Here is a 25,534-nt window from a genome sequence, read left to right as displayed (position 1 = left end):
GGGCCGGTCCGGTCTCCCGAGCTCGTCCCGGGGAGGGCCGCGGAGACGGTCTCGCGGGGCCACCGGGCAGCGGGGCGTCCTGCTGCGGGGGAACGGGCTGCGCCGGGCCATCGGGGCCACCCGGTGCGGTGTCGCGCGCCGGGGCCATCATCCGGGCGGTGGGCCCGGACAGCATGCTCTCCAGCTGGCCGCGCAGCCGGGTCAGATCGGCGAGCACCGCAGCCCGCTGCTGGATCAGCTCGGCCAGCTCCGCGCGGAGGCCCTGCTCGTCCGCGCGCGCCGCGGACCGCGCCTGGTTGCGGATCTCGTCGGCTTCCTCCTCGGCCGCCTGCAGGATGCTCTGCATCCGGTCCGTGAAGTTGTCGATCACGTCCGGGGACTGACCGGCCGGCCGCGGCGGACCGGGCCGGGGGCGCGGCGCGGGGCGCGGCGCCCGGGTGCTTCCGGGCGGGGTCGGCGCGCCGGGGACCGTGAGGCCGCCCGTCGTGGGCTGGACCGCCTGCATGGGCTGGCTGCGCGCCACGTCGAGGTCCGCACGCATCCGCGCCAGTACCCGCTGCAGGCGTGCCACGTGCTCGTCGACCTGTCGTCGGTCGTAGCCGCGGAGCACGACGTCGAAACGCGGAGCCCCCATCGACCGATCGACCCCGTCAGCCGTCATCGATGATCCTCCAGCACCTTCCCACCCCGGTTCATTTCGCCGAGGGTAGGTAGATCGTCGTGGTCAACCAGCGTCGTTCACCCTAACGGAGCATGATGATCACGGGCCAACCCGCTGGCGGCAGCAGGCCGTCATCTGACCGTTGCGTGTCACCGCAGTGGAGGACGACGGCGGGGCGGGGCCGCAGAACGGCACGATAGTGCCTCCGGCGGCAGGGACGCCCGCCAGCGCAGCGGCCTACCATCGGGCCCGTGGACACCTCGCTGCGACAGACGCTGCACCGGCGCGGACTCCGGATGACCCCGCAGCGACAGCTCGTGATCGACGCGGTCCGAGACCTGGGCCACGCGACCCCCGAGCAGATCTGCGCACAGGTCCAGAGCGCGGCCCCGGCCGTGAACATCACGACCGTCTACCGGACCCTCGACCTGCTCGAGCGGCTCGGCATGGTGCGGCACACGCACCTGGGTCACGGCGCCCCGACCTACTCCGAGCAGGAGCACCAGCATGTGCACCTGGTGTGCCACAACTGCGGCACGGTGATGGAGGCCCCGACCGACCTGATGGACGGCCTGGCGGAGCGGCTGCGACGCGAATCGGGCTTCGAGCTGGACGTGACCCACGTGGCCCTGTCCGGCCGGTGCGCCGACTGTCCCGACGAGACCCAGATCGATCCTGAGGAGACCCGGTGAGCGCAGCCGATCCCAACGAGGTGGCGGGCGCACCCGAGACCGCGCCGGCCGAGCCCCGGGACCCGGACGCGGGCGTACCCGCGCACCGCGGTGACTTCCTCGCCGAGCAGCGTGCGATGGCCCGCTCCGGGGCGGTCGTCGACCGCAGCCACCGCGGTGTCATCGCGGTGCCCGGCGACGACCGGCTGAGCTGGCTGCACCTGCTGCTGACCCAGCACGTCAGCGAGCTGCCGGCGGGGTCCGGCACCGAGGCCCTCGTGCTCGATCTCAACGGCCGGGTCCTGCACCACATGGTGGTCGCGCACGTGGAGGGCACCGTCTGGCTCGACACCGAGCCCGGCGAGGTGCCCGAGTTGCTCGACTACCTGGAGAAGATGAAGTTCTGGTCGAAGGTCGAGCCACGCGACGCCTCCGGCGAGCTGGCCGTGCTCAGCCTGGTGGGGCCGGAGACGGTCAAGGTGCTGGAGACCGCCGGGGTCGCGGCGCCGACCGGGCCGTACGCCTCCGCGGCCCTGCCGGATGGCGGACTGATCCGGCGGATGCCGTGGCCCGGCGTGGATGCCGCCGACCTGCTGGTCCCCCGTGGTGAGCGCGACGCCTGGTGGCAGCGGCTGACCGCGGCCGGTGCGCGCGGCGCCGGGACGATGGCGTTCGAGGCGCTCCGGGTGGAGGCGGCCCGCCCGAGGCTCGCTGTCGACACCGACGACCGCACGATCCCGCACGAGGTGGGCTGGATCGGCTCCGCGGTGCACCTGACGAAGGGGTGCTACCGCGGCCAGGAGACGGTCGCGCGCGTCGCGAACCTCGGGCGCCCACCACGGCGCCTGGTGCTCCTGCACCTCGATGCCGGTGACGAGGAGCTCCCGCGCCCCGGGGACCCGGTGCTGCGCGACGGCCGGACGGTCGGGCGCGTCGGCACGGTGGTCCTGCACCATGAGCTGGGCCCGGTGGGACTGGCGCTGGTCAAGCGTTCGGTGCCCGTCGACGCCGAGCTCGTCGCAGGCACCGGGGAGCGCGCGGCCCCGGCGACGATCGATCCCGACTCGGTGCCTGCCGAGGACGCCGCGCCGCCGCCCGGGCGGGCCGCCCAGATGCGCGGGGGCCTGCGAGGCTGACCCATGTCCCACGAAGTGGGACATATTGCCCGAATACCGGGAACTCGACCTAGGCTCGACGCGTGGCCGACGCAACCCGATACCGCTGGGTGGTGCTGGCGGTCGGCACGCTCGCGCAGGCGTCCACGGCCGCGTACTTCCTCGGCCTGGCCGCCGTCACCCCCGCGCTGCGCGAGCACTTCGGGCTGAGCCTGACCCAGGTCGGCCTGCTGATCGGCGTCATCTCGGCCGGGATCGTCGGCACCCTGTTCGCCTGGGGCGCCGCCGCCGACCGGTTCGGCGAGCGTGGCGTGATGGCGATCGGCCTCGTCGGTGCGGCCGGCGCCCTCGGGGCCGCGGCGTTCGTCGCCGGCCCGGTCTCCGCGGGCACGCTGCTGGCACTGTCCGGAGCGTTCGGGGCGAGCGTCAACGCCGCGAGCGGACGCGCCGTGCTGACCTGGTTCCCGGCCCGGCGCCGAGGGCTCGCCATGGCGGTCCGGCAGACCTCGGTCCCGGTGGGCGCCGCGATCGCCGCCGTGGCCCTGCCCCGGATCGCCGACGCCGGTGGCGTCCCGGCGGTGTTCGTCGCGCTGGCCGGCGGCTGCCTGCTCGCGGCGGTCGCGGTGGCCGTGTGGGTGCGTGAGCCCCCGGACGCCCCGGCCCGCGGCAGCCGGCCCACCTCCCGGGTGCGGACCGTGCTGGCCGATCGGCGGCTGCAGCGGCTCAGCCTGGCCGGGGCGCTGCTGGTGGTCTCCCAGTTCATCGGGTCGGTGTTCCTCGTCGAGATCCTGCACACCGGACACGGGATGTCGCTGGCCGCGGCAGGCACGCTGCTGGCCACGACTCAGGTGCTCAGCGCCGCGGGCAGGCTGGGCAACGGCGCGTGGTCCGACCGGGTGGGCAGCCGGCTGGGCCCGCTGCAGATCATCGCGCTCGCGGTGGCGATCGGGTTCGCGCTCTCCGCGGCCGCCTATGCGGGGCCGACCTGGCTGCTCGCCGCCGTGCTCGTCCCCGCGGCCGCGCTCGCCGTCAGCTGGAACGGGCTGGTGTTCACCGCAGCGGGAGAGTTCGCCCCGCCCGGCCGCGCGGCGACCGCCATGGCCGTGTCGAACACCGCGAACTACGTCGGTGCCGCGGTCACCCCGGCGCTGGGCGGGGCCGTCGCCGACGCCGCGGGCTGGCCGACGATGCTCGCCACCGGCGCGGTCGCCGCCCTCGCCGCGGTGCTCACCCTGCGCGGGCTGCGCGAGCCCGCCCCGGATCAGCCGGCGCGCTGCTTGCCCGCGACGACGCCCCAGAACTCCCGCAGCCGGTCGTAACAGGCCGCGGCGGTCTCGGTGTCGCCCTCCCCCAGCGCGCGCAGCGCCCGGGCCACCTCACCCGCCGAGGTGTCCGTACGCAGGGCCGCCTCGTCGAACAGGTCGACCAGGCCGCCGTAGTCGAGCTCGACCATGGACGCGCGGTCGAAGCGCTCCAGCCAGCGATCGGTCTCGGCGAGTACCTCGGTCGGCCCCACCTGGCCCAGCGCGGCGCGCACGATCCGCTCGGCGCGGGCCGCGCGCGCCCGGGCCGTACCGATCGGGATCCGCCACGAGACCCGGCGGCGCCGGCCCAGGCGCAGCTCCCGGTCGTCGGGATCGACGAGCGCGAACCAGGGCAGCGGAACCGTCCAGGTCGCCGTGACGACGTGGGCCGCCGCGTCGCCCAGCTCCGCGAGCGCCGCCTCCGCCCGGCGCCGGGCGGTCGCGGGTGGGACGGGCAGCGCACTCGCGCACAGCACCGGGTCCTCCTCGGCGAGGAAGCTCAGCACCGCGGCGGCCGCTCGGGGCCGGGTGTCGAGCGGACAGACCAACGGTTCGCCGCTGCCGGCCCCCAGCACGAGGACGTCGACGGAGGCCTCCCCCGTGGGCCGGCTGCCCACGGCGTCCCCCGGGAGCAACCGCTTGCCGACCTGCGCACGCAGGCACAGGTCACGCTCGCGGTGCCCGGCCCGTTCCGGCGCGATCGGGCCCCGGGCGAGCGCGGCCCGGACGGCCGCGCCGGAGGGCCCGGCGAACACCCGCAAGGGCTCGTACACCCGCAGGTAGGACAGGAACGGGCCCGGCATGGGCAGGAATGATTCCAGCCCTTCAGCATTCCTGGACCAGGTGAACGTCACACCATCGATGCCACGTCGCATGCTCGGTGCAAAGCAAGGTACGGTGGGGACCAGGACATTGATGAGATGAATGGGGCCGCCGAGACATCCGGCCGCCCCTTCCCTGTTGTAAGGGGGACCAGCCATGGGGCGCGGACGAGCCAAGGCCAAGCAGACGAAGGTGGCCCGTGAGCTCAAGTACAGCTCCCCCACGATGGATCTCGACGCACTACAGCGTGAGATCGGTAGTGGGACGGCGGCTTCCGACGATGAGCCGGAGTACGACGACTACAGCGACGCGTACTCCTCCTACGCCGACGACGAGGACGCGCGCCGGCGCTGAGCCGGTGGTGTGACCGAGGTCGATCCGACGGCGTTCCGACTGCACGTCACCGCAACACGAGGTGGGCCATCGCGGCCACCCCGACCGCGGCGATCAGCAGCCGGAACGCCGTCGGCGGTAGTCGTCGGCTGAGCGCGGCGCCCAACCGTCCGCCGACGGTGGCGCCGGCAGCGATCAACAGGACTGCGGTCCACGCGATCTCTTCGGCGAGCAGCGCGAACACCACGCCGGCCACCAGGTTGACGGTGAGTGCCATCGCGTTCTTCAGAGCGTTGAGCCGCTGCAGGTTCTCGGGGAGGGTCACTCCCATGAGGCCGAGCAGGATCACCCCCTGCGCCGCACCGAAGTAACCGCCGTAGATCCCGGATGCGGCCACTCCGGCGGTGAGCCACGGGCTGTCGCCCGCGCGCGGTGTCTCTGCCCGGCGCGCGGCGAGCCGACGCGCCACGAGGGGCTGCAGGAGGACCAGCACCACGGCGACGCCGATGAGCACCGGAACCACGGCGGCGAAGGTCTGCGCCGGCAGCCACAACAGCAGGCCCGCGCCGGCAAGCCCACCGACCGCCGACGCGGCGCACAGCCGCAGCAGTCGCGCGCGCTGGCCGCGCAGTTCCCGCCGGTAGCCGACCACGCCGGCGATCGAGCCGGGCACCAGGCCGATGTTGTTGGACACGTTGGCCAGCAGCGGCGGATAGCCGACCGCGAGCAGCACCGGGAACGTGATCAGCGTCCCGGAGCCGACCGCCGCGTTCACCGCACCTGCCGCCAGGCCCGCGGCGGCCACCAGCAGCGCTTCCCAGGGAGTCATCGCCGAGTCATCGCCCCGTCGACGTTTCGCAGCACGTCCCGCACGTTAACCGCCGGTGGCGCCCTCCGAGCCGAAGAGACACCGACGTCACGTGACCGGCTTCCATGATTGTTCTGGTTCGGCCTGGCCTACACCGGCGCTCCCGGCTCCAGCGTGTCCTCGCGGGAGGCCGCCCGGCTCTTCGCCGTGCTGTCCTGGGCCGCGGCCGGGTTCGTCGGCACCGTGCTGCTGGCAGCCGTGCTCGCGAACGTCGACGCCGGCGACCTCTCCGTGGTGGCCCTGCCCGCGGGGACGATCCTCGACGCCCTCGGGGTCGCAACATCCCCCTCGCCGACCGGGTAGCCGCGTGCGTGCGCCGGGGCATCGCCGACGGCACGGTGCGCCCCGTAGACCGGCTGCCGACCGGCCCCGCTACGGGTCAGCGTCCACACCGTGCTGGCCGGGTACCAGCAGCTTCGCAACGAGGACCTGATCGAGCTGCGCCGGGGCCGCGGGCCACCGTCGGCGAGGGGGTGCAGGCCGACCGCGCGACCGTCATCGAGCTGGCCCGGCGGCTCGTCGAGGCGGCGCGCCGGATCGGCCTGGACGACGAGGAGCTCATCCGGCTGGTCGGTTCGACCACCCGCGCCGACCGGGATGGCGATGATCACATATCTTTGTCGTCACCCTGACGATAACCTGGCCCAACTGGGCTCTCGATCTTCCCGTCGGGGTGACGATATGCGTGGGAACCTGTTCGCGGTGGCCGTCGACCTCGTGGTCCTGACGGTCCGCCGGGCCGAGCTGTGCGTGCTGCTCGTGGAGCGCGGCGCGCCGCCGTACGCGGGGACCACGGCGTTGCCCGGCGGGTTCGTCCGGCCGGACGAGGACCTCGCCGACACCGCAACCCGGGAGCTCGCGGAGCTGACCGGCGCAGCGACCGGGGCGACGGGGCATCTCGAGCAGCTCGCCAGCTACGCCGCCCCGGATCGCGACCCCCGTGGCCGGGTCCTCAGCGTCGGCTACCTCGCGATGCTGCCGGACATGACCGACCTGCCCGACCTGGTCCGGTCGCCGGCCGACCCCGACGCGCCGACCGCTGCCTGGCGCCCCGTCGGACCGTTGCTGGAGTCCCCCGGCGAGCTCGCGTTCGACCACGACCGGATCCTCGCCGACGGCGTCGAGCGGGCCCGCGCCAAGCTCGAGTACTCGACGCTCGCAGCCTCGCTCTGCCCGCCCGAGTTCACCGTCACCGACCTGCGCAACGTCTACGAGGCGGTCTGGTGCACGACGATCGACCCGCGGAACTTCTCGCGCAAGGTGACCTCGGCCGAAGGGTTCCTGGAGCCGACCGCGGCCCTCGTCACCGGCGGGCGCGGGCGCCCGGCCCAGCTGTTCCGTCGCGGGACGGCGACCGCCCTGCACCCCCCGATGCTGCGCCAGCGCTGAGCGGTTCAGAAGCGCGGGTGCTCGCCGCGCAGCTGCACCCGGGACCCGACCTCGGGGCCCTCGTCACCGGTCGCGCGCTGCACCTCGCCGAGAACCCACGCCGGAACATGGCGCGCCGTGAGCACGGCCAGCGCGCGGTCGACGTCCTCGGGCGGCAGCACCGCGACCATCCCGACGCCCATGTTGAACGTCTTCTCCATCTCGGCGCGGTCGACCCGACCGCGGGAGGCGATGAGTTTGAACACCGGCTCCGGCGTCCAGCTGCCACGCTCGGCGACCGCGACCAGGCCGCCCGGGAGAACCCGCTCCAGGTTGCGGGCGAGTCCGCCCCCGGTGATGTGGGCGAACGTGCGCACCCCGGTCTCCGCGGCCAGCGCCAGGCAGTCCCGCGCGTAGATCCGGGTCGGGGCGAGCAGCTCCTCGCCGAGGGTCCGGCCGAACTCCTCGACGTGGCCCTCCAGCGGCATCCGGGCGATGTCCAGCAGCACGTGTCGGGCCAGCGAGTAGCCGTTGGAGTGCAGCCCTGACGCCCCCATCGCCACCAGGACGTCGCCGGGGCGGACGCGCTCCGGACGCAGCATGGCCTCGGCGTCGACGATGCCGACGCCGGTCGCGGACAGGTCGTAGCCGCCGGCCTCCATCAGCCCGGGGTGCTCGGCCGTCTCGCCGCCCAGCAGGGCGCACCCCGCCTGCTGACAGCCCTCGGCGATGCCCTTGACGATCGTGGCGATCTGCTCCGGGACCAGCCGTCCGACGGCGATGTAGTCCTGCAGGAACAGGGGTTCGGCCCCGCACACCACGAGATCGTCGACGACCATCGCGACCAGGTCGAGCCCGATCGTGTCGTGCTTGTCCATGGCCTGCGCGATTGCGACCTTGGTGCCGACGCCGTCCGTCGACGCCGCGAACACCGGCTCGGTGTAGCGGCCGAGCTTGGGGGCGAACAGCCCGGCGAATCCGCCGATACCGCCGAGCACCTCGGGTCGGCTCGCCTTCTCCGCGTAGGGTCGCAGCGCTTCGACCGCCTGCTCACCGGCCTCGATGTCCACGCCTGCGGACGCGTAACTCGCGCCCCGGCTGTCGAGGCTGTTCGCCGTGCTGTTGTCAGTTGTCGGCGGCATGGTGTGGGTCTCGCTCCCGCTGGACTGTGGCGCCGCAGGGCGGCGCTGGGATGGTTCTCGGTTTGGGGGTGAGGATTCGGCCGGCATTACGGCCCCGGGGCCGACCGAGGGCTCAGGGGCGTGGCAGGGCGCCCGCGGCACCGTAGCCGACCGAGAGCGGCCCGGCATCACCTGAGGCCGCGCCCGATACGTCCGCCGCCATGTCCTGGCCGGAGTCCGCAGGCAGGGCATCACCGGCCAGATCCTCCAGCAGGTGCTTGCCCAACCGCGCCTCCTCGGGCAACGGGATGGGGTACTCGCCGTCGAAACACGCCGCGCACAGCCGGCTACGGGGCTGCTCGCTCGCGGCGACCAGGCCGTCGAGCGACACGTAGCCAAGGGAGTCGGCGCCGATCGAGCGGCGCACCCCCTCCAGGTCGAGCGATCCGGCGACGAGCTCGGCACGGGTCGCGAAGTCGATCCCGTAGAAGCACGGCCAGCGCACCGGCGGCGACGCGATCCGCACGTGCACCTCGAGCGCCCCGGCCTCGCGCAGCATCCGCACGAGCGCGCGCTGGGTGTTGCCGCGGACGATCGAGTCGTCGACGACGACCAGGCGCTTGCCCCGGATCACGTCGCGCAGCGGATTGAGCTTGAGCCGGATACCGAGCTGGCGGATGGTCTGCGACGGCTGGATGAACGTGCGGCCGACGTAGGCGTTCTTGACCAGGCCCTGGCCGTAGGGGATGCCCGAGCCCTGCGCGTACCCGATCGCCGCCGGGGTGCCGGACTCCGGCACCGGGATGACGAGGTCGGCCTCGACGGGGTGCTCCTCGGCCAGCCGGCGGCCGATGTCGACCCGCGCGGCGTGCACCGAGCGGCCGGAGATCGTGGTGTCGGGCCGGGCCAGGTACACGTACTCGAAGATGCAGCCCTTGGGCTCCGGGGACGCGAAGCGCGAGCTGCGCATCCCGTCGGCGTCGATCGCCAGCAGCTCGCCCGGCTCCACCTCCCGGACGAGGGACGCACCCACGATGTCCAGCGCCGCGGTCTCGCTGGCGACCACCCAGCCGCGCTCGAGACGGCCGAGGACCAGCGGGCGCACCCCGTGCGGGTCCCGCGCGGCGTAGAGCGTCTCCTCGTCGGCGAACACCAGCGAGAACGCGCCGCGCACCCGGGGCAGCAGCCGCATCGCGGCCTCCTCCACCCCGGTGTCCGCGGCGTTGGCCGCGAGCAGCTCGCTGAGCAGGTCGGAGTCGGTCGTGGCCTGGGTGCGGGCGGCGTCACGGCGTGGGGACAGCGCGGCGACCTCGTCGCGCAGCTCCGCGGTGTTCACCAGGTTGCCGTTGTGGCCCAGTGCGATCCCGCTTCCGGTGGCGGTGGTGCGGAAGGTCGGCTGGGCGTTCTCCCAGGTGGTCGAGCCGGTCGTGGAATAGCGGGTGTGGCCCACCGCCAGGTGCCCGCGCAGCGACGACAGCGTCTGCTCGTCGAAGACCTGGCTGACCAGCCCGAGGTCCTTGAACACGACCATCCGTCGGCCGTCGGACACGGCGATGCCGGCGGCCTCCTGGCCGCGGTGCTGCAGCGCGTAGAGGCCGTAGTAGGTCAGTTTGGCGACGTCCTCACCCGGTGCCCATGCACCGAAGACGCCGCACTCCTCGCGCGGCGCCTCCTCGAGCGGGATGAGCTCGGGAGGGGAACTGCTCACGGGTTCGGCGACGCCGCTGGAGGTACGGGGACTGTCGGCCGGGTGCTCGTTCCGGAGGGAACTCAACGCACACTCTCCTCAACGACGGCGGCGCATTCAGTTACCCGATGGTACGCCGCCAGTGCTCCGGAACCCATTCAGCGGGACCGGCGTCACCGAACCACCTGCCCTGTCCGAGGTCGCACCCGAGCCGTGCGAGCCGGTCCGCCTGAATCCCGGTCTCCACCCATTCGGCCGTGACCTCGAGGCCGAGCGCGTGCGCCATCTCGACGAGTGCCCGGACGATGCTCTCGTCCACCGGGTCGGGGGCCGGGTGCCGCAACCCGTCGATGAACGAGCCGTCGATCTTCAGCGCGTGCACCGGCAGCCGGCGCAACCACGCCAGGCTGGAGTAGCCGGTGCCGAAGTCGTCGAGTGCCAGCCGCACCCCGGCGGCGCGCAGCGCGGCCAGCCCGTCGAGCGCGGCCGGTTCGTCCCGCAGCACCGCCTGCTCGGTGATCTCGAGCTGCAACCGGTCCGGGGGCAGTCCCGTCTCCCCGAGCACCCCGGTCACCTCACGCACCCAGCCCGGTTCGATGAGCTGGACCGGCGAGACGTTGACGCTCACGTACGGGGTCTCCGGCCCGAGCTCCGCCCACCACAGGGCCGCGCTCCGGCACGCCTCGGCCAGCACCCAGTGCCCGAGCGGCACGATCGCCCCGCTGCGCTCGGCGAGCTCGATGAACCGGCCCGGACCCACCAGCCCCTGGTCCGGGTGCTGCCAGCGGACCAGCGCCTCGACACCGTGGACCCGCTTGTCGGTCAGGCGCACCAGCGGCTGGAAGGCCAGCCGGAACTCCCCGCGGTCGATGCCACCGCGCATGCCGGCCAGGAGCGCGAACCGGGCGGCCTCCCCCGCATCACGCTCGGTGTCGAACACCACCCGGCAGCCGCCGCCGTGCGCCTTCGCCCAGGACAGTGCGACATCCGCCGCCCGCATCAGCTCCTCGGGACACGCCTCGGCGGTGGCGGTCTCGCTGACGCCGATGCTCGCGGACAGGTTGATCCCGTGCCCGCCGACGAGGAAGGGCGAGGCCAGCACCGCGAGCAACCGGTCGGCGAGGTGGCAGACCTCGTCGAGCCCGGACGGGTCGACCACGAGCACCGCGAACTCGTCCCCGCCGGTGCGGGTGACCAGGTGCGGCCCGGCGGCCATCTGCAGCCGGCCGGCCACCGCGAGCAGGACCTGGTCGCCGACCTGGTGACCGAGGCTGTCGTTGATCGCCTTGAAGCCGTCGACGCCGAGCGCACACAGCCCCACCCGCCGGGCCGCCCCCGGCGTGAAGGCCTGCCGCAGCCGCTGCTCGGTCACCGTGCGGTTGGGCAGCCGGGTCAACCGGTCCTGGGACGAGGCCTGTTCGAGGCGGGAGCGCAACCGCTGCCGCTCGGAGATGTCCTGCACCACGGCGATGATGTGACTGGGCCGGCCGTCGTCGTCGCGGACCAGCGAGCCGCTGATATGAGCCCACACCACGAGCTCGTCCGGGCGGACGAGGCGCACGTCGACGCTGAGGTTGTCCGGGTCGCCGGCGCGGAGCCGGTGGTAGCTCTCGATGAAGGCCGCGGCGTCGTCGGGATGCACGAAGTCGGTCATCGGGCGCGGTAGGTCGGGGCGGCCGGTGAGCCCGAACATCCGGCACAGCGCCGGATTGAGGTCGAGGACCTCGCCGTCGAGGCCGCCGATGCCGATGCCGACCGGGCCCTGCATGTAGAGCGTCCGGTAGTGGATCTCCCCGCTGGCCGGCACCTGCTCGGCGTCCGGACCGCGGCACGGGCGGACCCGCAGCAGGTCGTGCTCGTCACGCAGCGCCCGTTCGCGCAACGCTCCGGCGAAGCCGGCGGCCAACTCGTCGAGTGCGGCGAGGAGCCGGCGGGTCCCCTCCGGCCCCGGCGGGCCGAGCGCGGCAGGTCCCTCCCGGCGCAACAGTCCCAGGGTGGCCGGCAGCACGTCCTCGAGCGCCGGGCCCACGCTGCCCAGCCGGTCCTCGTAAAGACCTGAACCCAGCAGGGCCGCGCCGATGGGACGGGCCGCGAGCGGCCAGAACGGTTCCGCTCGCAGGGCTGCGGCCAACCGGCGCAGCAGCGGACCGAGCCGGCCTCGAACGGTCGGGCCCACCGGCGCCAGGACCTCGGCCCAGCGCCCGGCGAGCACATCGATCGGGTCAGGACCCCCGACGGAATGCCGCGCGCCGACCGCGTCCACCGGATCCGGAAGGCTGCGTGCCACTACCACACGCCCACCTCCCATCGCCCGTTCGGTCCGCACCGGTCCCGATCGGCGTAATTTTCGACCCCCTGTTGCCATTTCGCCACCACCAGGTGGGCCGGATCATCCGATCGGTGAGCAAAGAACTACTGGTTGTCAACGCAACGGCAGGAATTCTGCGATATCGGCAGCCCGGGTTCCCGACGCCGAGACGGTGCCTCTCGAGACGGCATCGGCCCAGCTCAGCGTGCCCATGGCAAGACCGAGCCAGGTCCGCACATCGGTCTCCACGACATTCGGCGGGGTTCCCCGGCCGTGCCGCGGACCTTCGATGCATTGCACGGCGCCGTACGGCGGAACGCGCACTTCGACACTGCGGCCGGGCGCGGCACCGGCCAGCGCGGCGAGACTCTCCTTGACCGCGGCACGCAACACCACCCGCTCCGGCTCGGTCCCACCTGACAGCCAGGCGGCCACGCTCGCCGCCGGATCCTGCGTCATGGCGGTGACGGTAGCCGGGGCGAGCCGGACCGGCTGCGGGGTGGGCGGGGCCGCGGCGATCGTCCGGACCGCTGGGCCGGTTGAGTGCGATCAGTCGGTCGCGCTGCCGAACAGTGCGGGCAGGGTGCCCTCCCAGGCGGCGCGCAGCTCGCCCAGCGGGATCGCGGGCAGATCGGTGATCGCCAGGGAGTCCCCGCCCACGGTGCCCAGCCGCACCCCCGGCACCCCGGCCTCGGCGGCCCGGACCAGGAATGCGTCGGCATCGGACGCGGCCACGGTGACCAGCGCCCGGCCGGCGGACTCGGAGAACAGCGCGACGAACGGGTCGAGGCCCGCGGGCAGCTCCACCGCGGCGCCACACCCACCGACCAGCGACGCCTCCACCAGGGCCTGGGCCAGGCCACCGTCGGACACGTCGTGGGAGCCGGTCAGCACGCCGTCGGCCGCGGCGGCGGCCAGCAGCGCGCCGAGCCGCTGCTCGGCGGCGAGGTCGACGGCCGGGGGACGCCCGCCCAGGTGCCCGTGCACCACGTGCGCCCACTCGCTGCCGCCGAGCTCGTCGGCCGTCGTGCCGAGCAGCACCACGACGTCGCCCTCGCCGGTGAACCCGGAGCGGACCCGGCGGGCCACGTCGTCGATCACGCCGAGGACGCCGATGACGGGGGTCGGCAGGATGGCCCGGTCCCCGGTCTGGTTGTAGAAGCTGACGTTGCCGCCGGTCACCGGGATGCCCAGCGCCGCGCAGCCGTCGGCCAGCCCGCGCACCGCCTCGGAGAACTGCCACATCACGTGCGGGTCCTCGGGCGAGCCGAAGTTGAGGCAGTTCGTGACCGCGGCCGGCACGGCACCGGAGGTGGCGACGTTGCGGTAGGCCTCGGCCAGCGCGAGCTGAGCGCCGGTGTAGGGGTCGAGCGCGACGAACCGGGCGTTGCAGTCGGTCGCCACCGCGATGCCGCGCCCGGTGCTCTCGTCGATCCGGACCACCCCGGCGTCGGCCGGCTGGGCGGACGCGGTGTTGCCGCGGACGTAACGGTCGTACTGGTCGGTGACCCACGCCCGGCTGCACAGGTTCGGCGACGCGGCCATCCGGAGGATCTCGTCGCGCAGCTCACTGGGCGCCGCGGGTCGCGGCAGCGCGTCCGGCGAGTCGGCGATCAGCGCGTCCTGGGTGGCCGAACGCTCGACCGGGCGGTGGTAGACCGGCCCGTCGTGGGCGACGGTGCGCGGCGGCACGTCGACGACGGTCTCCCCGTGCCAGGTGATCACCAGCCGGTCGCCGTCGGTCACCTCGCCGATCACGGTGGCCAGGGTGTCCCACTTGCGGCAGACGGCCATGAAGGCGTCGACGTCCTCGGGGCGAACCACGGCGCACATGCGCTCCTGCGACTCGCTCGACAGGATCTCCGCGGGGGTCATCCCGGTGGCGCGCAGCGGGACGGCGTCGAGGTCGATGTGCATGCCGCCGTCGCCGGCACTGGCCAGCTCCGACGTCGCACAGGACAGGCCGGCGCCGCCGAGGTCCTGGATGCCGACGACGAGCCCGGCATGGAACAGCTCGAGGCAGCACTCGATGAGCACCTTCTCGGTGAACGGGTCACCCACCTGCACGCTGGGCAGCTTCTTCTGGCCCGTGCCCGAACCGTCGAAGGTCTCCGAGGCCAGCACCGAGACGCCGCCGATGCCGTCGAGCCCCGTCCGGGCGCCGAACAGGATGATCTTGTTGCCGGTGCCGGAGGCGAACGCCAGATGCAGGTCCTCGACCCGCATCGAGCCGACGCACAGCGCGTTGACCAGCGGGTTTCCGGCGTAGCCTTCGTCGAAGACGACCTCGCCGCCGACGTTCGGCAGGCCCAGGCAGTTGCCGTAGCCCCCCACCCCGGAGACGACGCCGGGCAGCACCCGCGCGGTGTCGGGGGCATCGGCGGGGCCGAAACGCAGCGGGTCGGCGACCGCGATCGGCCGCGCGCCCATGGCCATGATGTCGCGGACGATGCCGCCGACACCCGTGGCCGCACCCTGGTAGGGCTCCACGTACGACGGGTGGTTGTGCGACTCGACCTTGAAGGTCACGGCCCAGCCGTCGCCGACGTCGACGACGCCGGCGTTCTCGCCGATCCCGGCGAGCATCTTCTCGCGCATGGCTTCGGTCGTCGTCTCGCCGAAGTACTTCAGATGCACCTTCGACGACTTGTACGAGCAGTGCTCGCTCCACATCACCGAGTACATCGCCAGCTCGGCGTCGGTGGGGCGGCGACCGAGAATCTCCCGGATGCGCGCGTACTCGTCGTCCTTCAGGCCCAGTTCGCGATACGGCTGCGGCTGATCGGGGGACGCGGCCGCGTGTTCGACGGTGTCGGCGGGCGGGGTGACGGTATCCGGGACCACGAATACTCAGCCTACGGAATCCGCCGAGCGCCCGGATGGGAGTTGCACCACGCTCACGAAGAAGTGGTCGATCTGCTTGATCGCCTCGATGAAGCCCTCGAAGTCGACGGGCTTGGTCACGTAGGCGTTGGCGTGCAGCTGGTAGCTGCGCAACACGTCCTCCTCGGCCTGCGAGGTGGTGAGCACGATGACCGGGATGTGCGTCAGCACCGGGTCGGCCTTGACCTCGGCGAGCACCTCGCGCCCGTCGCGGCGCGGCAGGTTGAGGTCGAGCAGGATGAGGTCCGGCCGGGGCACGTCGGTGTAGGGCGCCTCGTTGCGCAGATAGGCCAGCGCGGCGGCGCCGTCGGTGACGACGTCGAGCCGGTTGTGCAGGTATTCGTCGAACGCCTCGCGGGTCATCAGCACGTCGCCCGGGTCGTCCTCGACCAGCAGAACGTTGATGACCCGTACTTCCTCTGTCACACGGTCTCCTTCTCAGCGACGCCGTCGGCCACGGCGGGGTCGTCGGTCGTCACGTGGCTCACGGGCGGCAGCGCCGGCAGGGTGAAACGGATCGTCGCCCCCGGCTCGTCGTGCGGATCGGTGTCGACCCAGATCCGGCCGCCGTGGAACTCGACGATCTTCTTGGCGAGCGCCAGCCCGATCCCGGTGCCGGCATACATGTCACGGGCGTGCAGCCGCTGGAAGATCACGAAGACCTTGTCGGCGTACTCGGGCTCGATCCCGATCCCGTTGTCCCGCACACTGATCTCCCAGCCGTCGTCGGCCGGAGCCGCGCTGATGCGCACCTCGGGGCGCACGCCCTCGCTGCGGAACTTCAGCGCGTTGCCGATGAGGTTCGCGAGCAGCTGCTGCAGCAACGCGGCGTCCCCCGGCACCTGCGGGAGTTCGTCGATGACGACCTCGCCGTGGGCCTCGGCCCGTGCCGTCTCCTGCGACGCCACGGCCGCGCGGGCCACCGCGTCGAGCTCCACGGGGACGAAACCGGCCGTGGTTCGCCCGACCCTGGAGAACGCGAGCAGGTCGTTGATCAGCCGCTGCATCCGCTGCGCGCCGTCGACGGCGAACTCGATGTACTGGTCGGCGCGCTCGTCGAGCTGCCCGCCGTAGCGGCGCTGCAGCAGCTGGCAGAAGCTCGACACCTTGCGCAGCGGTTCCTGCAGGTCGTGGCTGGCCACGTAGGCGAACTGCTCGAGATCGCGGTTCGACCGCTCGAGGTCGCGGGCCTGCTCGTCGAGCCTGCGGTTGATCTGCTGCTGCGCGTTCAGCTCGCGCAGGATGTGCACCCGCATGGCGTCGACGTCCTCGCCGAGCTCGGCGATCTCCCGCGGCCCGGTGCCCTCGACGGTCCGCCCGACATCGCCGGAGACCACCCGGCGGACCTGGTCCGCGAGCTGGGAGATCGGCGACAGCACCGCCCTGCGGAGGGCAATGCCCGCCGCCGTCAGGAAGCCCACGATCACCACCGCGATCGCGATGCCGACGGCCGTGACGAACCGGGCCGCGGCCTCGAGCCGCTCGCGGGCCGCCACCCGCGCGCTCTCCAGATCGTCCAGCAGGTTCGTGCTGGCGGCGCGCACCTCGTCGAACAGCAGGCGGCCGCGTTCGGCCTCGGCCGGGCCGGTGGCGGCGCCGGACCGCGTCGCCGCGATCGCCGGCTCGGCGTACTCCGCGCGCCATGCATCGGCGGCGGCCTCGACGTCGGCGATGTCCGGGCCCAGGCCCTCGACCCGGCCCGAGCCGTCCAGCTCGCGCAGTGTCGCCACGGCCCGCTGCTCGGCGATGATCCCGTCGTGGTACGGGTCCAGGAACTCCTCGCCCCGGGCCATGCCGAACCCGCGCACCCCGGTCTCCTGGTCGACCAGCGCGGCGGAGAGCTGCTGCCCGGCCCGGACCGCGGGCCCGATCCGGTCCAGCAGCGTCTCCCGGGCGTCGGTCAGGCGCACCAGCACCACCGTGGCGAGCGCCACCGCGAGGATCGTCAGGACGCCCGCGATCCCCGCGATGAGACCGAACACCCGGCGCAGCGGCCAGCGGCGGGCGCCGTCAGAACCTCGGGACCGCAGCCGCAGGGGACGGCGGCCGGCCGCGCCTCCCCTCACGACGCCTCACCGGACGCGGACAGCAGCAGGATCGCCACGTCGTCGACCAGCGGACCGCCATTGATCTTCTGCACGCGTTCGACCAGCCTCCCGGGCAGATCTTGCAGGTCGGTGCCCTGCTCCTCGTCGAGGAGCGTGAGCAGGCCCTCCTCCCACAGCGGTTCCTCGGGATCGGGGCCGCGGCCCTCGATGAGGCCGTCGGTGTAGAGCAGCAGTGCCCAGTCGGGCCCCAACAACATCCGGATCGCCGGCCAGTCGGCCGACCCCGCGACACCCAGTGGCAGCCCGACCCGGGGCTTCGCGGCACACGGCCGCGGGCGCAGCGACACCGGCGGCGGGTGCCCGGCCACCCGGATCAGGGCCTCCTCGGCGCCGGGCGGGATCGCGACCGTGCACACGGTGGTGAACAGCATCCGAGCGTGCCGCTCGCTGACGAGGACCTCCTGCAGTTTGGGCAGCAGCTGCGGTTCGTCGACCCCGGCCAGCACGAGCGCTCGCCACGACACCCGCAGCAGGGCGCCGAGCGCGGCCTCGTCGGGGCCGTGCCCGCACACGTCGCCGACGATCGCGTGCACGGTGCCCGACGGGCCGAGCACCGCGTCGAAGAAGTCGCCGCCGATCACCGAGCGGGTCCGGCCCGAGCGGTAGAACGACCGCGCCTGCACCCGGCTGCCGGCCAGTAGCGGCGAGGGCAGCAGCCCGCGCTCCAGGCGCACCGACTCGGCGGCGGCGAACTGCTCCTCGCGCAGCCGGATCAGGCTCGTCTCCGCGCGGCGGCGTTCCACCGCGTAGCGGATCGCCCTGATCAGCACCGCGCCGTCGGCCTTGCCCTTGACCAGGTAGTCCTGTGCCCCGACCGCGACCGCGGCGATCCCGAGGTGCTCGTCGTCCAGGCCGGTGAGCACGCAGACGGCGGCCACCGGGTCGGCGCGCAGGATGTCGCGCAGACCGTCCAGCCCGCTGCTGCCGGGAACGTTCAGGTCGAGCAGCACGCAGTCGGTCTGCGACAGCAGGCCACGCGCCACGACCTCCGCGACCGATCCGGCCACTGTCAGCCGGATGTCGGGGTCGATCTCGGCGAGCAGCTCCTGGACCAGGAAGACATCCCCCGGGTCGTCCTCGACGAGCAACACCCGGTGGCTCGCCTCGCCGGGTAGCGGCCGCGTCACGATCGGGCTCCCGGCGGCGCGCCCCCGCATGACCACCTCGGGCGATCCGTCACGAGGCCGACTCGCCGGCGCTCGCGTACGCCGCGCCCCACAGTGCTGTGTTCGATGACGACCTCGCTCGCTCGGTCACGCTCTGCCGTCCTCCTCGCCGCGGCGGCGCGTGGACGCGTCAGCCTAGAGCGATGGAGGGCCAGCACGCCGAACGGAGGCTCTGGTTCACTCAGGTTGAGACGCTCAGGCCATCGCGGCGGCGGTCAGCACGGAGGTGAACAGGCCGAGGCCGTCGGTCGACGGGCCGGTCAGGGCGTCGATCGCGTGCTCGGGGTGCGGCATCAGGCCGACGACGCGGCCGTCGGCCGAGGCGACACCCGCGATGTCGGACATCGCCCCGTTCGGGTTACCACCGGTGTAGCGGAACACCACCCGGCCCTCCGCCTCCAGCTCGCCCAGCGTCGCGGCATCGGCCACGTAGCGGCCCTCGCCGGACTTCAGCGGCACCACGATCTCATCGCCCGCGGTGTAGCGGCTGGTCCACGCCGTCGCGGCCGACTCCACGCGCAGCCGCTGGTCACGACACACGAAGTGCAGACCGGCGTTGCGCACGAGCGCACCCGGCAGGAGCCCGGCCTCGCACAGGATCTGGAAGCCGTTGCAGATGCCCAGCACGGGCAGCCCGCGCCGGGCCCCGTCGATCACCTCGGTCATGATCGGCGCGAGGCTGGCGATCGCACCCGCGCGCAGGTAGTCGCCGTAGGAGAACCCGCCCGGCACCACCACCGCGTCGACCCCGCGCAGGTCGTGGTCGCCGTGCCACAGCGCGACCGGCTCGGCACCGGCGTAGCGCACGGCGCGGGCGGCGTCGACGTCGTCGAGGGTCCCGGGGAAGGTGATGACGCCGATGCGCATTCCTGCGGTCTCGCTCATACCCGGGTCACCGTCCAGTCCTCGATCACCGGGTTCGCCAGCAGGCTGCCGGCGATCCGGTGCAGGGTCTCGTCGTCGACGGAGTCGTCGACCTCGAGCTCGAAGTGCTTGCCCTGCCGGACGTCGGCCACCCCGGCCACACCGATCCGGGAGAGCGCGCGGGATACCGCCTGACCCTGCGGGTCCAGGATCTCCGGCTTGGGCATCACGTCCACCACCACTCTGGCCACGCCTTGCAGCCTACGGCGAACAACGGGGGCACCGGGCCGGGCCGCCAGTGAGGCTGCTGACAACTCCGCTCGTGCTGGTCAGGGGACGGATCGGGGGATGCATGCGTGTTCCGGTGCCGGGCGGGACGGTGTTCCCGTCCCGGCACTTCCCGGCGCCCGGTTGAGCCCGGCCCCCCGGCGGAGCACAGTGGGCGAGATGCAGATCACCCACTTCGGTCACGCCTGCGTACTGCTGGACACCGGCGCGGCGCGGCTGCTCATCGACCCCGGGCTGTTCTCGACCGGGTTCGAGGATCTGACCGGCCTGAACGCCATCATGATCACCCATCAGCACTTCGACCACCTCGACGCCGACCGGCTCGATCCGCTGCTGCGCGCCAACCCGGACGCTCGGCTGATCGTCGACGCCGGGAGCGCGGAGAAGGTGGCAGACCGCGAGCACGAGGTGACCCGGCCCGGCGACACGCTTCAGGTCGCCGGCGCGCGGGTGGACGTGCTGGGCGGCGACCACGCCGTGATCCACCCGGACGTCCCGATGATCCCGAACAACGGCTACCTGGTCGACGGCACGCACCTGCACCCCGGCGACGCCTACGTGCCGGCGCCGCAACCCGGGCTGCAGGTGCTGTTCGTACCGGCCGGGGCGCCGTGGCTGAAGATCGGCGAGGTCGTCGACTACCTGCGGGCCGTGGCCCCGCGCACGGCGGTGCCGATCCACGAGGCGGTGCTCTCCAAGGCGGGGCAGAAGGTGCACTACGGCCTGCTGGAGCAACTCGCGCCGGAGGGGACGGCGTTCCGGGTGCTCGATCGGGAGCCCCCGGCGCCCACGACGCTCTAGGGGGCAGGCCGTCCGCGGGTCAGGCCGCGTGGACGGCGGCCGCCGGCTGGTAGCCGATCGGGACCGCCCCGAGCGCGAGCACTGCGTCCACCGCGGCCAGCACCGACCGCACCCGCGGCGCCCGGCGCAGGTCCTTGGCCCGCACGGCGATGCGGACCACCCCGCCGCGGCGCGCCGTCCGCATCGCCTCGGCCTCCAGCATGCGGCACCGCCAGGCCTCGGCGGCCCTGCGGTCCTCGGCGACCGGCCGCTTGTCTCCCGACGCCCGGAAACCCAGCACCCGGGACCGCAGCACCGTCCCCGCCCGCGGCCCGTGCAGCAGCCGGATCCCGGTCTCGTCTGCACAGACGACGAAGCGCTGGTCGCGCAGCGCGTCGAGGGTGCCCGGCGAGGCGAGCCACCGCGGCGGCACGAACAGGTCGGTGCTCAACCCGGCGGCGGTGAGCGCGCGGCGGGCCGCGGCGAGCCGCAGGCCGGCCTCGTGCCGGGGCAGTGCGGCGAACTCGGCACGACGCCCGATCCGGGGCACCGGCGACTGCCAGGAGCCGAGCGGCGCCGCGGTGTGGTCGTAGCCGTGCAGCACGATCACGTCGCCCACGGCGCGGCGCTCGTGCAGCCAGCGCACCAGCGGCGAGGTACTGCCGATCGCGCCGTCCCGGCCGCGCGGCCGGAACAGCTGGGAGATCGGCACCCCGCGGGCGTCCAGCTCAGCCGCCAGCTCCGCACCGTGGGCCAGCGACTCGGGGGACTCGTCGGACAGACCGGACAGCGACAGCACCAGTCGGGCAGTCATGCCCCCATGGAGCCATACGACGGTGAACGCCGCATTGCGCCGCGCGGCCGTGAGCGGGTAACGCCGTCCGAACAGCGTTGGCCGCTCACGAGCCCCAGCGGGATCCGGTGATCTTCTCGTAGACCTCGACGTAGCGGCTCCGGGTGGCGGCCACGATCTCGTCGGGCACCTCGGGGCCCGGCGCGGTGCGGTCCCAGTCGAGCGTGGCCGACCAGTCGCGCACGAACTGCTTGTCGAAGGAGAACTGCGGACGGCCGGGCTCCCACTGGTCGGCCGGCCAGAACCGCGACGAGTCCGGGGTCAGCACCTCGTCGGCCAGCACGATCTCGCCGCCCGGATCTCGGCCGAACTCCAGCTTGGTGTCCGCGACGATGATCCCGTTGGCCGCCGCGGTCTCGGCGCCGCGCCGGTAGACGTCGAGGGTGAGCTCGCGCAGCCGGGTGGCGGTGTCCGCACCGACCGCGGCCACCACCTCGTCGAAGGTCATGAACTCGTCGTGCTCGCCGACCGGCGCCTTCGTGGTCGGCGTGAAGATCGGCTCGGGCAGCTTCGAGCCCTCGACCAGCCCGTCCGGCAGCTCGACCCCGGAGACGGTGCCCTGCTTCTGGTACTCCTTCAGGCCCAGCCCGGTGAGGTAGCCACGCGCGATGCACTCGACCGGCAGCATGTCGAGGTGCCGGCAGCGGATCGCCCGGCCGGCGAACTCGGCGGGCACGTCGGTCGCGGAGACGACGTGGTGGGGAACCAGGTCGGCGAGCCGGTCGAACCACCACAGCGACAGCGAGGTGAGGATCGCGCCCTTGTCCGGCACCGGCGTGGGGAGCACGACGTCGTAGACCGAGATCCGGTCGGACGCGACGAGGAGCAGGTCGGCCGGGTCGCGGGAGTCGTCGAGGTAGATGTCGCGAACCTTGCCCGAGTGCAGCAGCTTCACAGGATGGCTCCGGGGGTGTAGGCGGCGGCCTCGGGGTGGGCCTCGACGATCTCCTGGACCCGCCCGACGACGGCCGCGACCTGCGCGGTCGCCGCGCCGGTGAAGGACAGCGGATCGGCCAGCAGCCCGTCGAGCAGCCCGGCCGGGAGCCCGAGCCGCTCGTCGCCTACGAGGCGGGCGATCAGGTCGTTCTCGGTCTGGCCCTTCTCCCGCATGGCCAGCGCGACGCCTACGGCGTGCTCCTTGATCACCTCGTGCGCGGTTTCCCGGCCCACACCGGCGCGCACGGCGGCCATCAGCACGGCGGTGGTGGCGAGGAACGGCAGGTAGCGGTCGAGCTCGCGCGCGATCACCGCGGGGTAGGCGCCGAACTCGTCGAGAACGGTCAGGGTGGTCTCGAACAGCCCGTCGAGGGCGAAGAACGCGTCCGGCAGCGCGACCCGGCGGACGACCGAGCAGAACACGTCGCCCTCGTTCCACTGCGCACCGGCCAGCTCGGCGGCCATCCCGGCGTAGCCGCGCAGCAGCACCATCATCCCGTTGATGCGCTCCGCGGAGCGGGTGTTCATCTTGTGCGGCATCGCCGACGAACCGACCTGGCCGGGCTGGAAGCCCTCGGTGGCGAGCTCGGCGCCCGCCATCAGCCGGATGGTGGTCGCGAGCGAGGACGGCGCCGCGGCGAGTTGCAGCAGCGCCGAGAGCACGTCGTGGTCCAGCGAGCGCGGGTAGACCTGGCCGACGCTGGTGAACGTGGCGGCGAAGCCCAGGTGCTCGGCCACGCGCGTCTCCAGGGCCGCGAGCTTGTCCGCGTCCCCGCCGAGCAGGTCGAGCATGTCCTGCGCGGTACCGACCGGGCCCTTGATACCGCGCAGCGGGTAGCGGGTACGCAGGTCCTCGAGCCGGGCGTAGCCGACGAGCAGCTCGTCGGCGGCGGACGCGAAGCGCTTGCCCAGCGTGGTGGCCTGGGCGGCGACGTTGTGGCTGCGGCCGGCCATCACGAGCTCGCCGTACTCGGCGGCGCGACGGGCGAGCCGGGCCAGGATCGCGACGGTGCGGTCGCGGACGTGCTCCAGCGACAGCCGGATCTGCAGCTGCTCGACGTTCTCGGTGAGGTCGCGGCTGGTCAGGCCCTTGTGCACGTGCTCGTGACCGGCGAGGGCGTTGAACTCCTCGATGCGGGCCTTGACGTCGTGCCGGGTGACGCGCTCGCGGGCGGCGATGGACTCCAGGTCGACCTGCTCGACGACGCGCTCGTAGTCGGCGATGGCCTGCTCCGGGACGTCCACACCGAGGTCACGCTGTGCGCGGAGCACCGCGATCCAGAGCCGGCGCTCCAGGACGATCTTGTACTCGGGCGACCAGAGCCGGACCAGCTCCGGGCTCGCGTAGCGGGCGGCCAGCACATTGGGGATCACGTCTGGTCAGCCTACGTACCGGGGGAACCCGAGCGGTAATCGGTGCAGCGCTGCTCACAGGCTCCGGAGCAGCTCGGCGCGGGCGGCCGCCCGCGGGTCCGGATCGGCCTCGATCAGCGCGCTGATCACGGTTCCGTCGACGAGCGAGACCAGCCGGCGCAGCTCGGCCGGGTCCGGCGTACGCCCGGCGCGGCCCAGCACCTCGGTCAGGAGGGTGTCCAACTCACCGCGCAGCTCGCGCATCAGCGGCGCCAGGTAGGGCCGCCGGCCGGCCCCGACGAGCCGCTCGTAGCGCAGCAGCACCGCGTCCAGCCCGCCGTCGCGCGACTCCGGGCCGAGCAGCTGGTCGAGCACCAGCTCCACCAGCGCCGAGCTGTCCTCCGGCCGGCCGGACAGCCGGTCGAGCTGCGCGCGACCTTCGGCCAGCTCCTCCCGGCCGGTGATTTCCACCGCCGCGGTCACCAGGTCGTCCAGGGAGGCGAAGTAGTAGGTCGTCGACGCGAGCGGGAGCCCGGCTCGCTCGGCGACGGCGCGGTGACGGACGGCGTCGAACCCTCCGGAACGGAGCAGGTCGGCGGCCGCCACGGCCAGTGCCTGTCGGCGGCGCTCCCCCTTCACGGTGCCCATCGGGTCAGGCTGCCGCGCCGGTCCGGGCATCGCGCACCCGGGGTCTGCGTGCTGGATCTCCGGGTTCGGCGATCTCTACAGCCGAGGGGCCAACTCGGCCACCACCGCGTCGACCCGGTCCGCGAACGGCACCGCACCGGAGTCCGCGGCGGCCCGCGTGGTGACCGAGACGAACCCGCCCGACGCGGTGGGCGCCCCGGCCCGTACCCAGCCGACGGGCAGCCCCTGCTCCGGAGCCGGGGCCCCGGGTGCGCTGTAGACGACGCTCAGCAGTCCGGTGGCCGCACCGTCGGCGACGTCCAGGTGGACCTCGCGGCCACCGCCGGGCCGGCACTCCATCGTCGTCGGCGCCTCGACGGCGTCGTGCACCTCGGGCAGGGCCGCGTTCAGCAGGGCCCGCAGCGCGGGGTCCTGCTTGTTCACGCAGGCGTCGGGATCGGCGGGTCCGAGCGGGGCGGCCGGCCCGGACCTCCCGGGGCCCAGGGCCGGCGCCGGCGCGCTCAGCGGCGCGGGCGCCGCTCCGGCCTCCGGGGCGGCGACCGCGCTGCCGGCGGCCGCCGAGGTGTCGGCCGTACTCGTCCTGGACGGCGCCGCCGCCGCGACTCCGACCCCGGCGACGACCAGCACCGTCAGGACACCACCGGCGACCGCCGACCGCCGCCGTGCCGTGGCCCGCCGCGACGCCGCCACCACCCCGGCGTGGTCGAAGCCCGGTGCCGGCGCGCCCGCCGCCGCTTCGGAGGCGGCGGCGCGGAACATCGCCGTCAACCGCCCGTCGTCGGTTCCGTCGTCGATCCCGTCGCTCATGCCCGCACCTCCTCAGCCCGTCGGCCGTAGATCATCCAGGGTGTCCCCGAGTACCGCGCGCAGGGTGGCCAGCCCGTGCGCGGTCTGGCTCTTGACCGTCCCCGTCGAGCACCCGAGTGCCGAGGCGGTGCCGGCCACGTCCAGCCCCTCCAGGTACCGCAGCACCAGCACCGCCCGCTGCCTGGGCGGCACGGCCCGCAGCCCGTCCACCAGGGTCTGCCGGGTCGCGACGGCATCGGCGCCGTCGGCGGAGACGGGCGACGGTGGCAACGCATCGGTCGCGCGCTCGCGACGCCACGGCCGGCGCGACTCGTCGACCACCGCGCTGACCAGCGTGCGTCGCACCCAGGCGTCCAGCGCGCCGCGGTCCCGGATCCGTCGCCAGTGCCGGTGCAACGCCACGAACGCGGACTGGGCGTGGTCGTCGGCCCGGTGCCAGTCCCCGCAGAGCAGGAACGCCATGCGCCGCACGGCGTCCTGCCGGGCCCGGAAGTAGTCCGCGAACTCGCGCTCGGCGGTCTCGTCCACCGCACCTCCCCTCGGTGACAGCGGCGGCCTCGTCACGCAGCGGACGGGTCGACCACCGCCCA

At 73.5% G+C, this 25,534-nt stretch carries 26 protein-coding genes and 1 pseudogene; 8 read left to right on the top strand and 19 right to left on the bottom strand.

Features of this window, described 5'->3' with window-relative positions; genetic code table 11:
- Nucleotides 1-661 (bottom strand): annotated as a pseudogene (locus HF519_RS03760) (hypothetical protein); the annotation flags it as partial.
- Between the two features lie 251 nt (nucleotides 662-912).
- Here HF519_RS03760 and HF519_RS03755 point away from each other — a divergent pair.
- From HF519_RS03755 to HF519_RS03745, 3 genes are all read left to right on the top strand, one after another.
- Nucleotides 913-1,353: a Fur family transcriptional regulator gene (locus tag HF519_RS03755; protein ID WP_438826378.1), complete on the top strand. Its 441-nt coding sequence runs from the start codon at nucleotides 913-915 to the stop codon at nucleotides 1,351-1,353.
- A complete protein-coding gene (ygfZ, locus tag HF519_RS03750; RefSeq protein WP_438826377.1) occupies nucleotides 1,350-2,468 on the top strand; it encodes a CAF17-like 4Fe-4S cluster assembly/insertion protein YgfZ in 1,119 nt (372 codons plus the stop codon). Before HF519_RS03755 ends, ygfZ begins: the two co-directional genes overlap by 4 nt.
- 62 nt (nucleotides 2,469-2,530) lie before the next feature.
- A complete protein-coding gene (locus HF519_RS03745) occupies nucleotides 2,531-3,766 on the top strand; it encodes an MFS transporter (RefSeq protein ID WP_312859876.1) in 1,236 nt (411 codons plus the stop codon).
- On the opposite strand, the gene HF519_RS03740 is transcribed toward HF519_RS03745, so the two are convergent.
- Entirely contained in the window at nucleotides 3,709-4,554 is an 846-nt protein-coding gene (locus HF519_RS03740) for a DUF8083 family protein (protein WP_169410192.1), read from the bottom strand. The genes HF519_RS03745 and HF519_RS03740 overlap by 58 nt on opposite strands.
- A gap of 175 nt (nucleotides 4,555-4,729) precedes the next feature.
- Here HF519_RS03740 and HF519_RS03735 point away from each other — a divergent pair, with 175 nt between their 5' ends.
- Nucleotides 4,730-4,927 (top strand): DUF3073 domain-containing protein, encoded by a 198-nt coding sequence (locus HF519_RS03735; protein ID WP_169410191.1) that lies wholly within the window; start codon nucleotides 4,730-4,732, stop codon nucleotides 4,925-4,927.
- Nucleotides 4,928-4,973: 46 nt separating this feature from the next.
- Here the strand turns inward: HF519_RS03735 and HF519_RS03730 are convergent, their stop codons facing one another.
- A complete protein-coding gene (locus tag HF519_RS03730; protein ID WP_169410190.1) occupies nucleotides 4,974-5,735 on the bottom strand; it encodes a sulfite exporter TauE/SafE family protein in 762 nt (253 codons plus the stop codon).
- A 108-nt stretch (nucleotides 5,736-5,843) separates the two neighbouring features.
- Here HF519_RS03730 and HF519_RS03725 point away from each other — a divergent pair, with 108 nt between their 5' ends.
- The 3 genes from HF519_RS03725 to HF519_RS03715 all read left to right on the top strand — a co-directional run bounded on the left by HF519_RS03725 (nucleotide 5,844) and on the right by HF519_RS03715 (nucleotide 7,163).
- Nucleotides 5,844-6,077 carry a hypothetical protein gene (locus tag HF519_RS03725; protein WP_169410121.1) on the top strand — a complete coding sequence of 78 codons (234 nt, stop codon included), beginning with the start codon at nucleotides 5,844-5,846 and terminating at the stop codon, nucleotides 6,075-6,077.
- Nucleotides 6,078-6,247: 170 nt separating this feature from the next.
- The gene (locus tag HF519_RS30245) at nucleotides 6,248-6,406 is read left to right on the top strand and encodes a hypothetical protein (protein ID WP_211169479.1); all 159 of its coding nucleotides are present in this window, start codon (nucleotides 6,248-6,250) and stop codon (nucleotides 6,404-6,406) included.
- A 49-nt stretch (nucleotides 6,407-6,455) separates the two neighbouring features.
- Nucleotides 6,456-7,163, top strand: coding sequence for an NUDIX hydrolase (locus HF519_RS03715; protein ID WP_169410189.1), 708 nt, complete (start codon nucleotides 6,456-6,458; stop codon nucleotides 7,161-7,163).
- Nucleotides 7,164-7,168: 5 nt separating this feature from the next.
- Here the strand turns inward: HF519_RS03715 and purM are convergent, their stop codons facing one another.
- The 10 genes from purM to purS form a co-directional block, all read right to left on the bottom strand.
- Entirely contained in the window at nucleotides 7,169-8,284 is a 1,116-nt protein-coding gene (purM, locus tag HF519_RS03710; RefSeq protein WP_169410188.1) for a phosphoribosylformylglycinamidine cyclo-ligase, read from the bottom strand.
- Nucleotides 8,285-8,396: 112 nt separating this feature from the next.
- Nucleotides 8,397-9,971 carry an amidophosphoribosyltransferase gene (gene purF / locus HF519_RS03705; protein ID WP_169410207.1) on the bottom strand — a complete coding sequence of 525 codons (1,575 nt, stop codon included), beginning with the start codon at nucleotides 9,969-9,971 and terminating at the stop codon, nucleotides 8,397-8,399.
- Between the two features lie 100 nt (nucleotides 9,972-10,071).
- The gene (locus HF519_RS03700) at nucleotides 10,072-12,237 is read right to left on the bottom strand and encodes a putative bifunctional diguanylate cyclase/phosphodiesterase (RefSeq protein WP_169410187.1); all 2,166 of its coding nucleotides are present in this window, start codon (nucleotides 12,235-12,237) and stop codon (nucleotides 10,072-10,074) included.
- 135 nt (nucleotides 12,238-12,372) lie between these two features.
- The gene (locus tag HF519_RS03695; RefSeq protein ID WP_169410186.1) at nucleotides 12,373-12,717 is read right to left on the bottom strand and encodes a sterol carrier family protein; all 345 of its coding nucleotides are present in this window, start codon (nucleotides 12,715-12,717) and stop codon (nucleotides 12,373-12,375) included.
- Between the two features lie 90 nt (nucleotides 12,718-12,807).
- A complete protein-coding gene (purL, locus tag HF519_RS03690) occupies nucleotides 12,808-15,102 on the bottom strand; it encodes a phosphoribosylformylglycinamidine synthase subunit PurL (protein ID WP_169410185.1) in 2,295 nt (764 codons plus the stop codon).
- 6 nt (nucleotides 15,103-15,108) lie between these two features.
- Entirely contained in the window at nucleotides 15,109-15,567 is a 459-nt protein-coding gene (locus HF519_RS03685; protein ID WP_169410184.1) for a response regulator, read from the bottom strand.
- Nucleotides 15,564-17,207, bottom strand: coding sequence for a sensor histidine kinase (locus HF519_RS03680; protein WP_312859875.1), 1,644 nt, complete (start codon nucleotides 17,205-17,207; stop codon nucleotides 15,564-15,566). Before HF519_RS03680 ends, HF519_RS03685 begins: the two co-directional genes overlap by 4 nt.
- Nucleotides 17,204-18,376 (bottom strand): PP2C family protein-serine/threonine phosphatase, encoded by a 1,173-nt coding sequence (locus HF519_RS03675; RefSeq protein WP_312859874.1) that lies wholly within the window; start codon nucleotides 18,374-18,376, stop codon nucleotides 17,204-17,206. The genes HF519_RS03680 and HF519_RS03675 overlap by 4 nt, the downstream gene beginning before the upstream one ends.
- Nucleotides 18,377-18,610: 234 nt before the next feature.
- Nucleotides 18,611-19,282, bottom strand: coding sequence for a phosphoribosylformylglycinamidine synthase subunit PurQ (purQ, locus tag HF519_RS03670; RefSeq protein WP_169410205.1), 672 nt, complete (start codon nucleotides 19,280-19,282; stop codon nucleotides 18,611-18,613).
- Nucleotides 19,283-19,296: 14 nt separating this feature from the next.
- Entirely contained in the window at nucleotides 19,297-19,530 is a 234-nt protein-coding gene (gene purS, locus HF519_RS03665) for a phosphoribosylformylglycinamidine synthase subunit PurS (RefSeq protein ID WP_169410182.1), read from the bottom strand.
- A 196-nt stretch (nucleotides 19,531-19,726) separates the two neighbouring features.
- On the opposite strand from purS, the gene HF519_RS03660 reads away from it, so the two are divergent.
- A complete protein-coding gene (locus HF519_RS03660; protein ID WP_169410181.1) occupies nucleotides 19,727-20,368 on the top strand; it encodes an MBL fold metallo-hydrolase in 642 nt (213 codons plus the stop codon).
- Nucleotides 20,369-20,387: 19 nt separating this feature from the next.
- On the opposite strand, the gene HF519_RS03655 is transcribed toward HF519_RS03660, so the two are convergent.
- The 6 genes from HF519_RS03655 to HF519_RS03630 form a co-directional block, all read right to left on the bottom strand.
- Nucleotides 20,388-21,161 (bottom strand): DUF2334 domain-containing protein, encoded by a 774-nt coding sequence (locus HF519_RS03655; protein ID WP_169410180.1) that lies wholly within the window; start codon nucleotides 21,159-21,161, stop codon nucleotides 20,388-20,390.
- Nucleotides 21,162-21,246: 85 nt separating this feature from the next.
- Nucleotides 21,247-22,095, bottom strand: coding sequence for a phosphoribosylaminoimidazolesuccinocarboxamide synthase (locus HF519_RS03650; RefSeq protein WP_169410179.1), 849 nt, complete (start codon nucleotides 22,093-22,095; stop codon nucleotides 21,247-21,249).
- Nucleotides 22,092-23,510 carry an adenylosuccinate lyase gene (purB, locus tag HF519_RS03645; RefSeq protein WP_169410178.1) on the bottom strand — a complete coding sequence of 473 codons (1,419 nt, stop codon included), beginning with the start codon at nucleotides 23,508-23,510 and terminating at the stop codon, nucleotides 22,092-22,094. Before purB ends, HF519_RS03650 begins: the two co-directional genes overlap by 4 nt.
- A gap of 54 nt (nucleotides 23,511-23,564) precedes the next feature.
- Entirely contained in the window at nucleotides 23,565-24,137 is a 573-nt protein-coding gene (locus HF519_RS03640; RefSeq protein WP_169410177.1) for a TetR/AcrR family transcriptional regulator, read from the bottom strand.
- Between the two features lie 75 nt (nucleotides 24,138-24,212).
- Nucleotides 24,213-24,944 carry a hypothetical protein gene (locus HF519_RS03635; protein ID WP_169410176.1) on the bottom strand — a complete coding sequence of 244 codons (732 nt, stop codon included), beginning with the start codon at nucleotides 24,942-24,944 and terminating at the stop codon, nucleotides 24,213-24,215.
- Between the two features lie 12 nt (nucleotides 24,945-24,956).
- On the bottom strand, nucleotides 24,957-25,472 hold the full coding sequence (locus tag HF519_RS03630; protein ID WP_169410175.1) for a SigE family RNA polymerase sigma factor: 516 nt from the start codon (nucleotides 25,470-25,472) through the stop codon (nucleotides 24,957-24,959).
- Nucleotides 25,473-25,534 lie beyond the last annotated feature (62 nt).

This window comes from Pseudonocardia bannensis, assembly GCF_012911875.1.
GTDB lineage: Bacteria > Actinomycetota > Actinomycetes > Mycobacteriales > Pseudonocardiaceae > Pseudonocardia > Pseudonocardia bannensis.
This window is presented reverse-complemented; position numbering and strand designations above follow the sequence as displayed.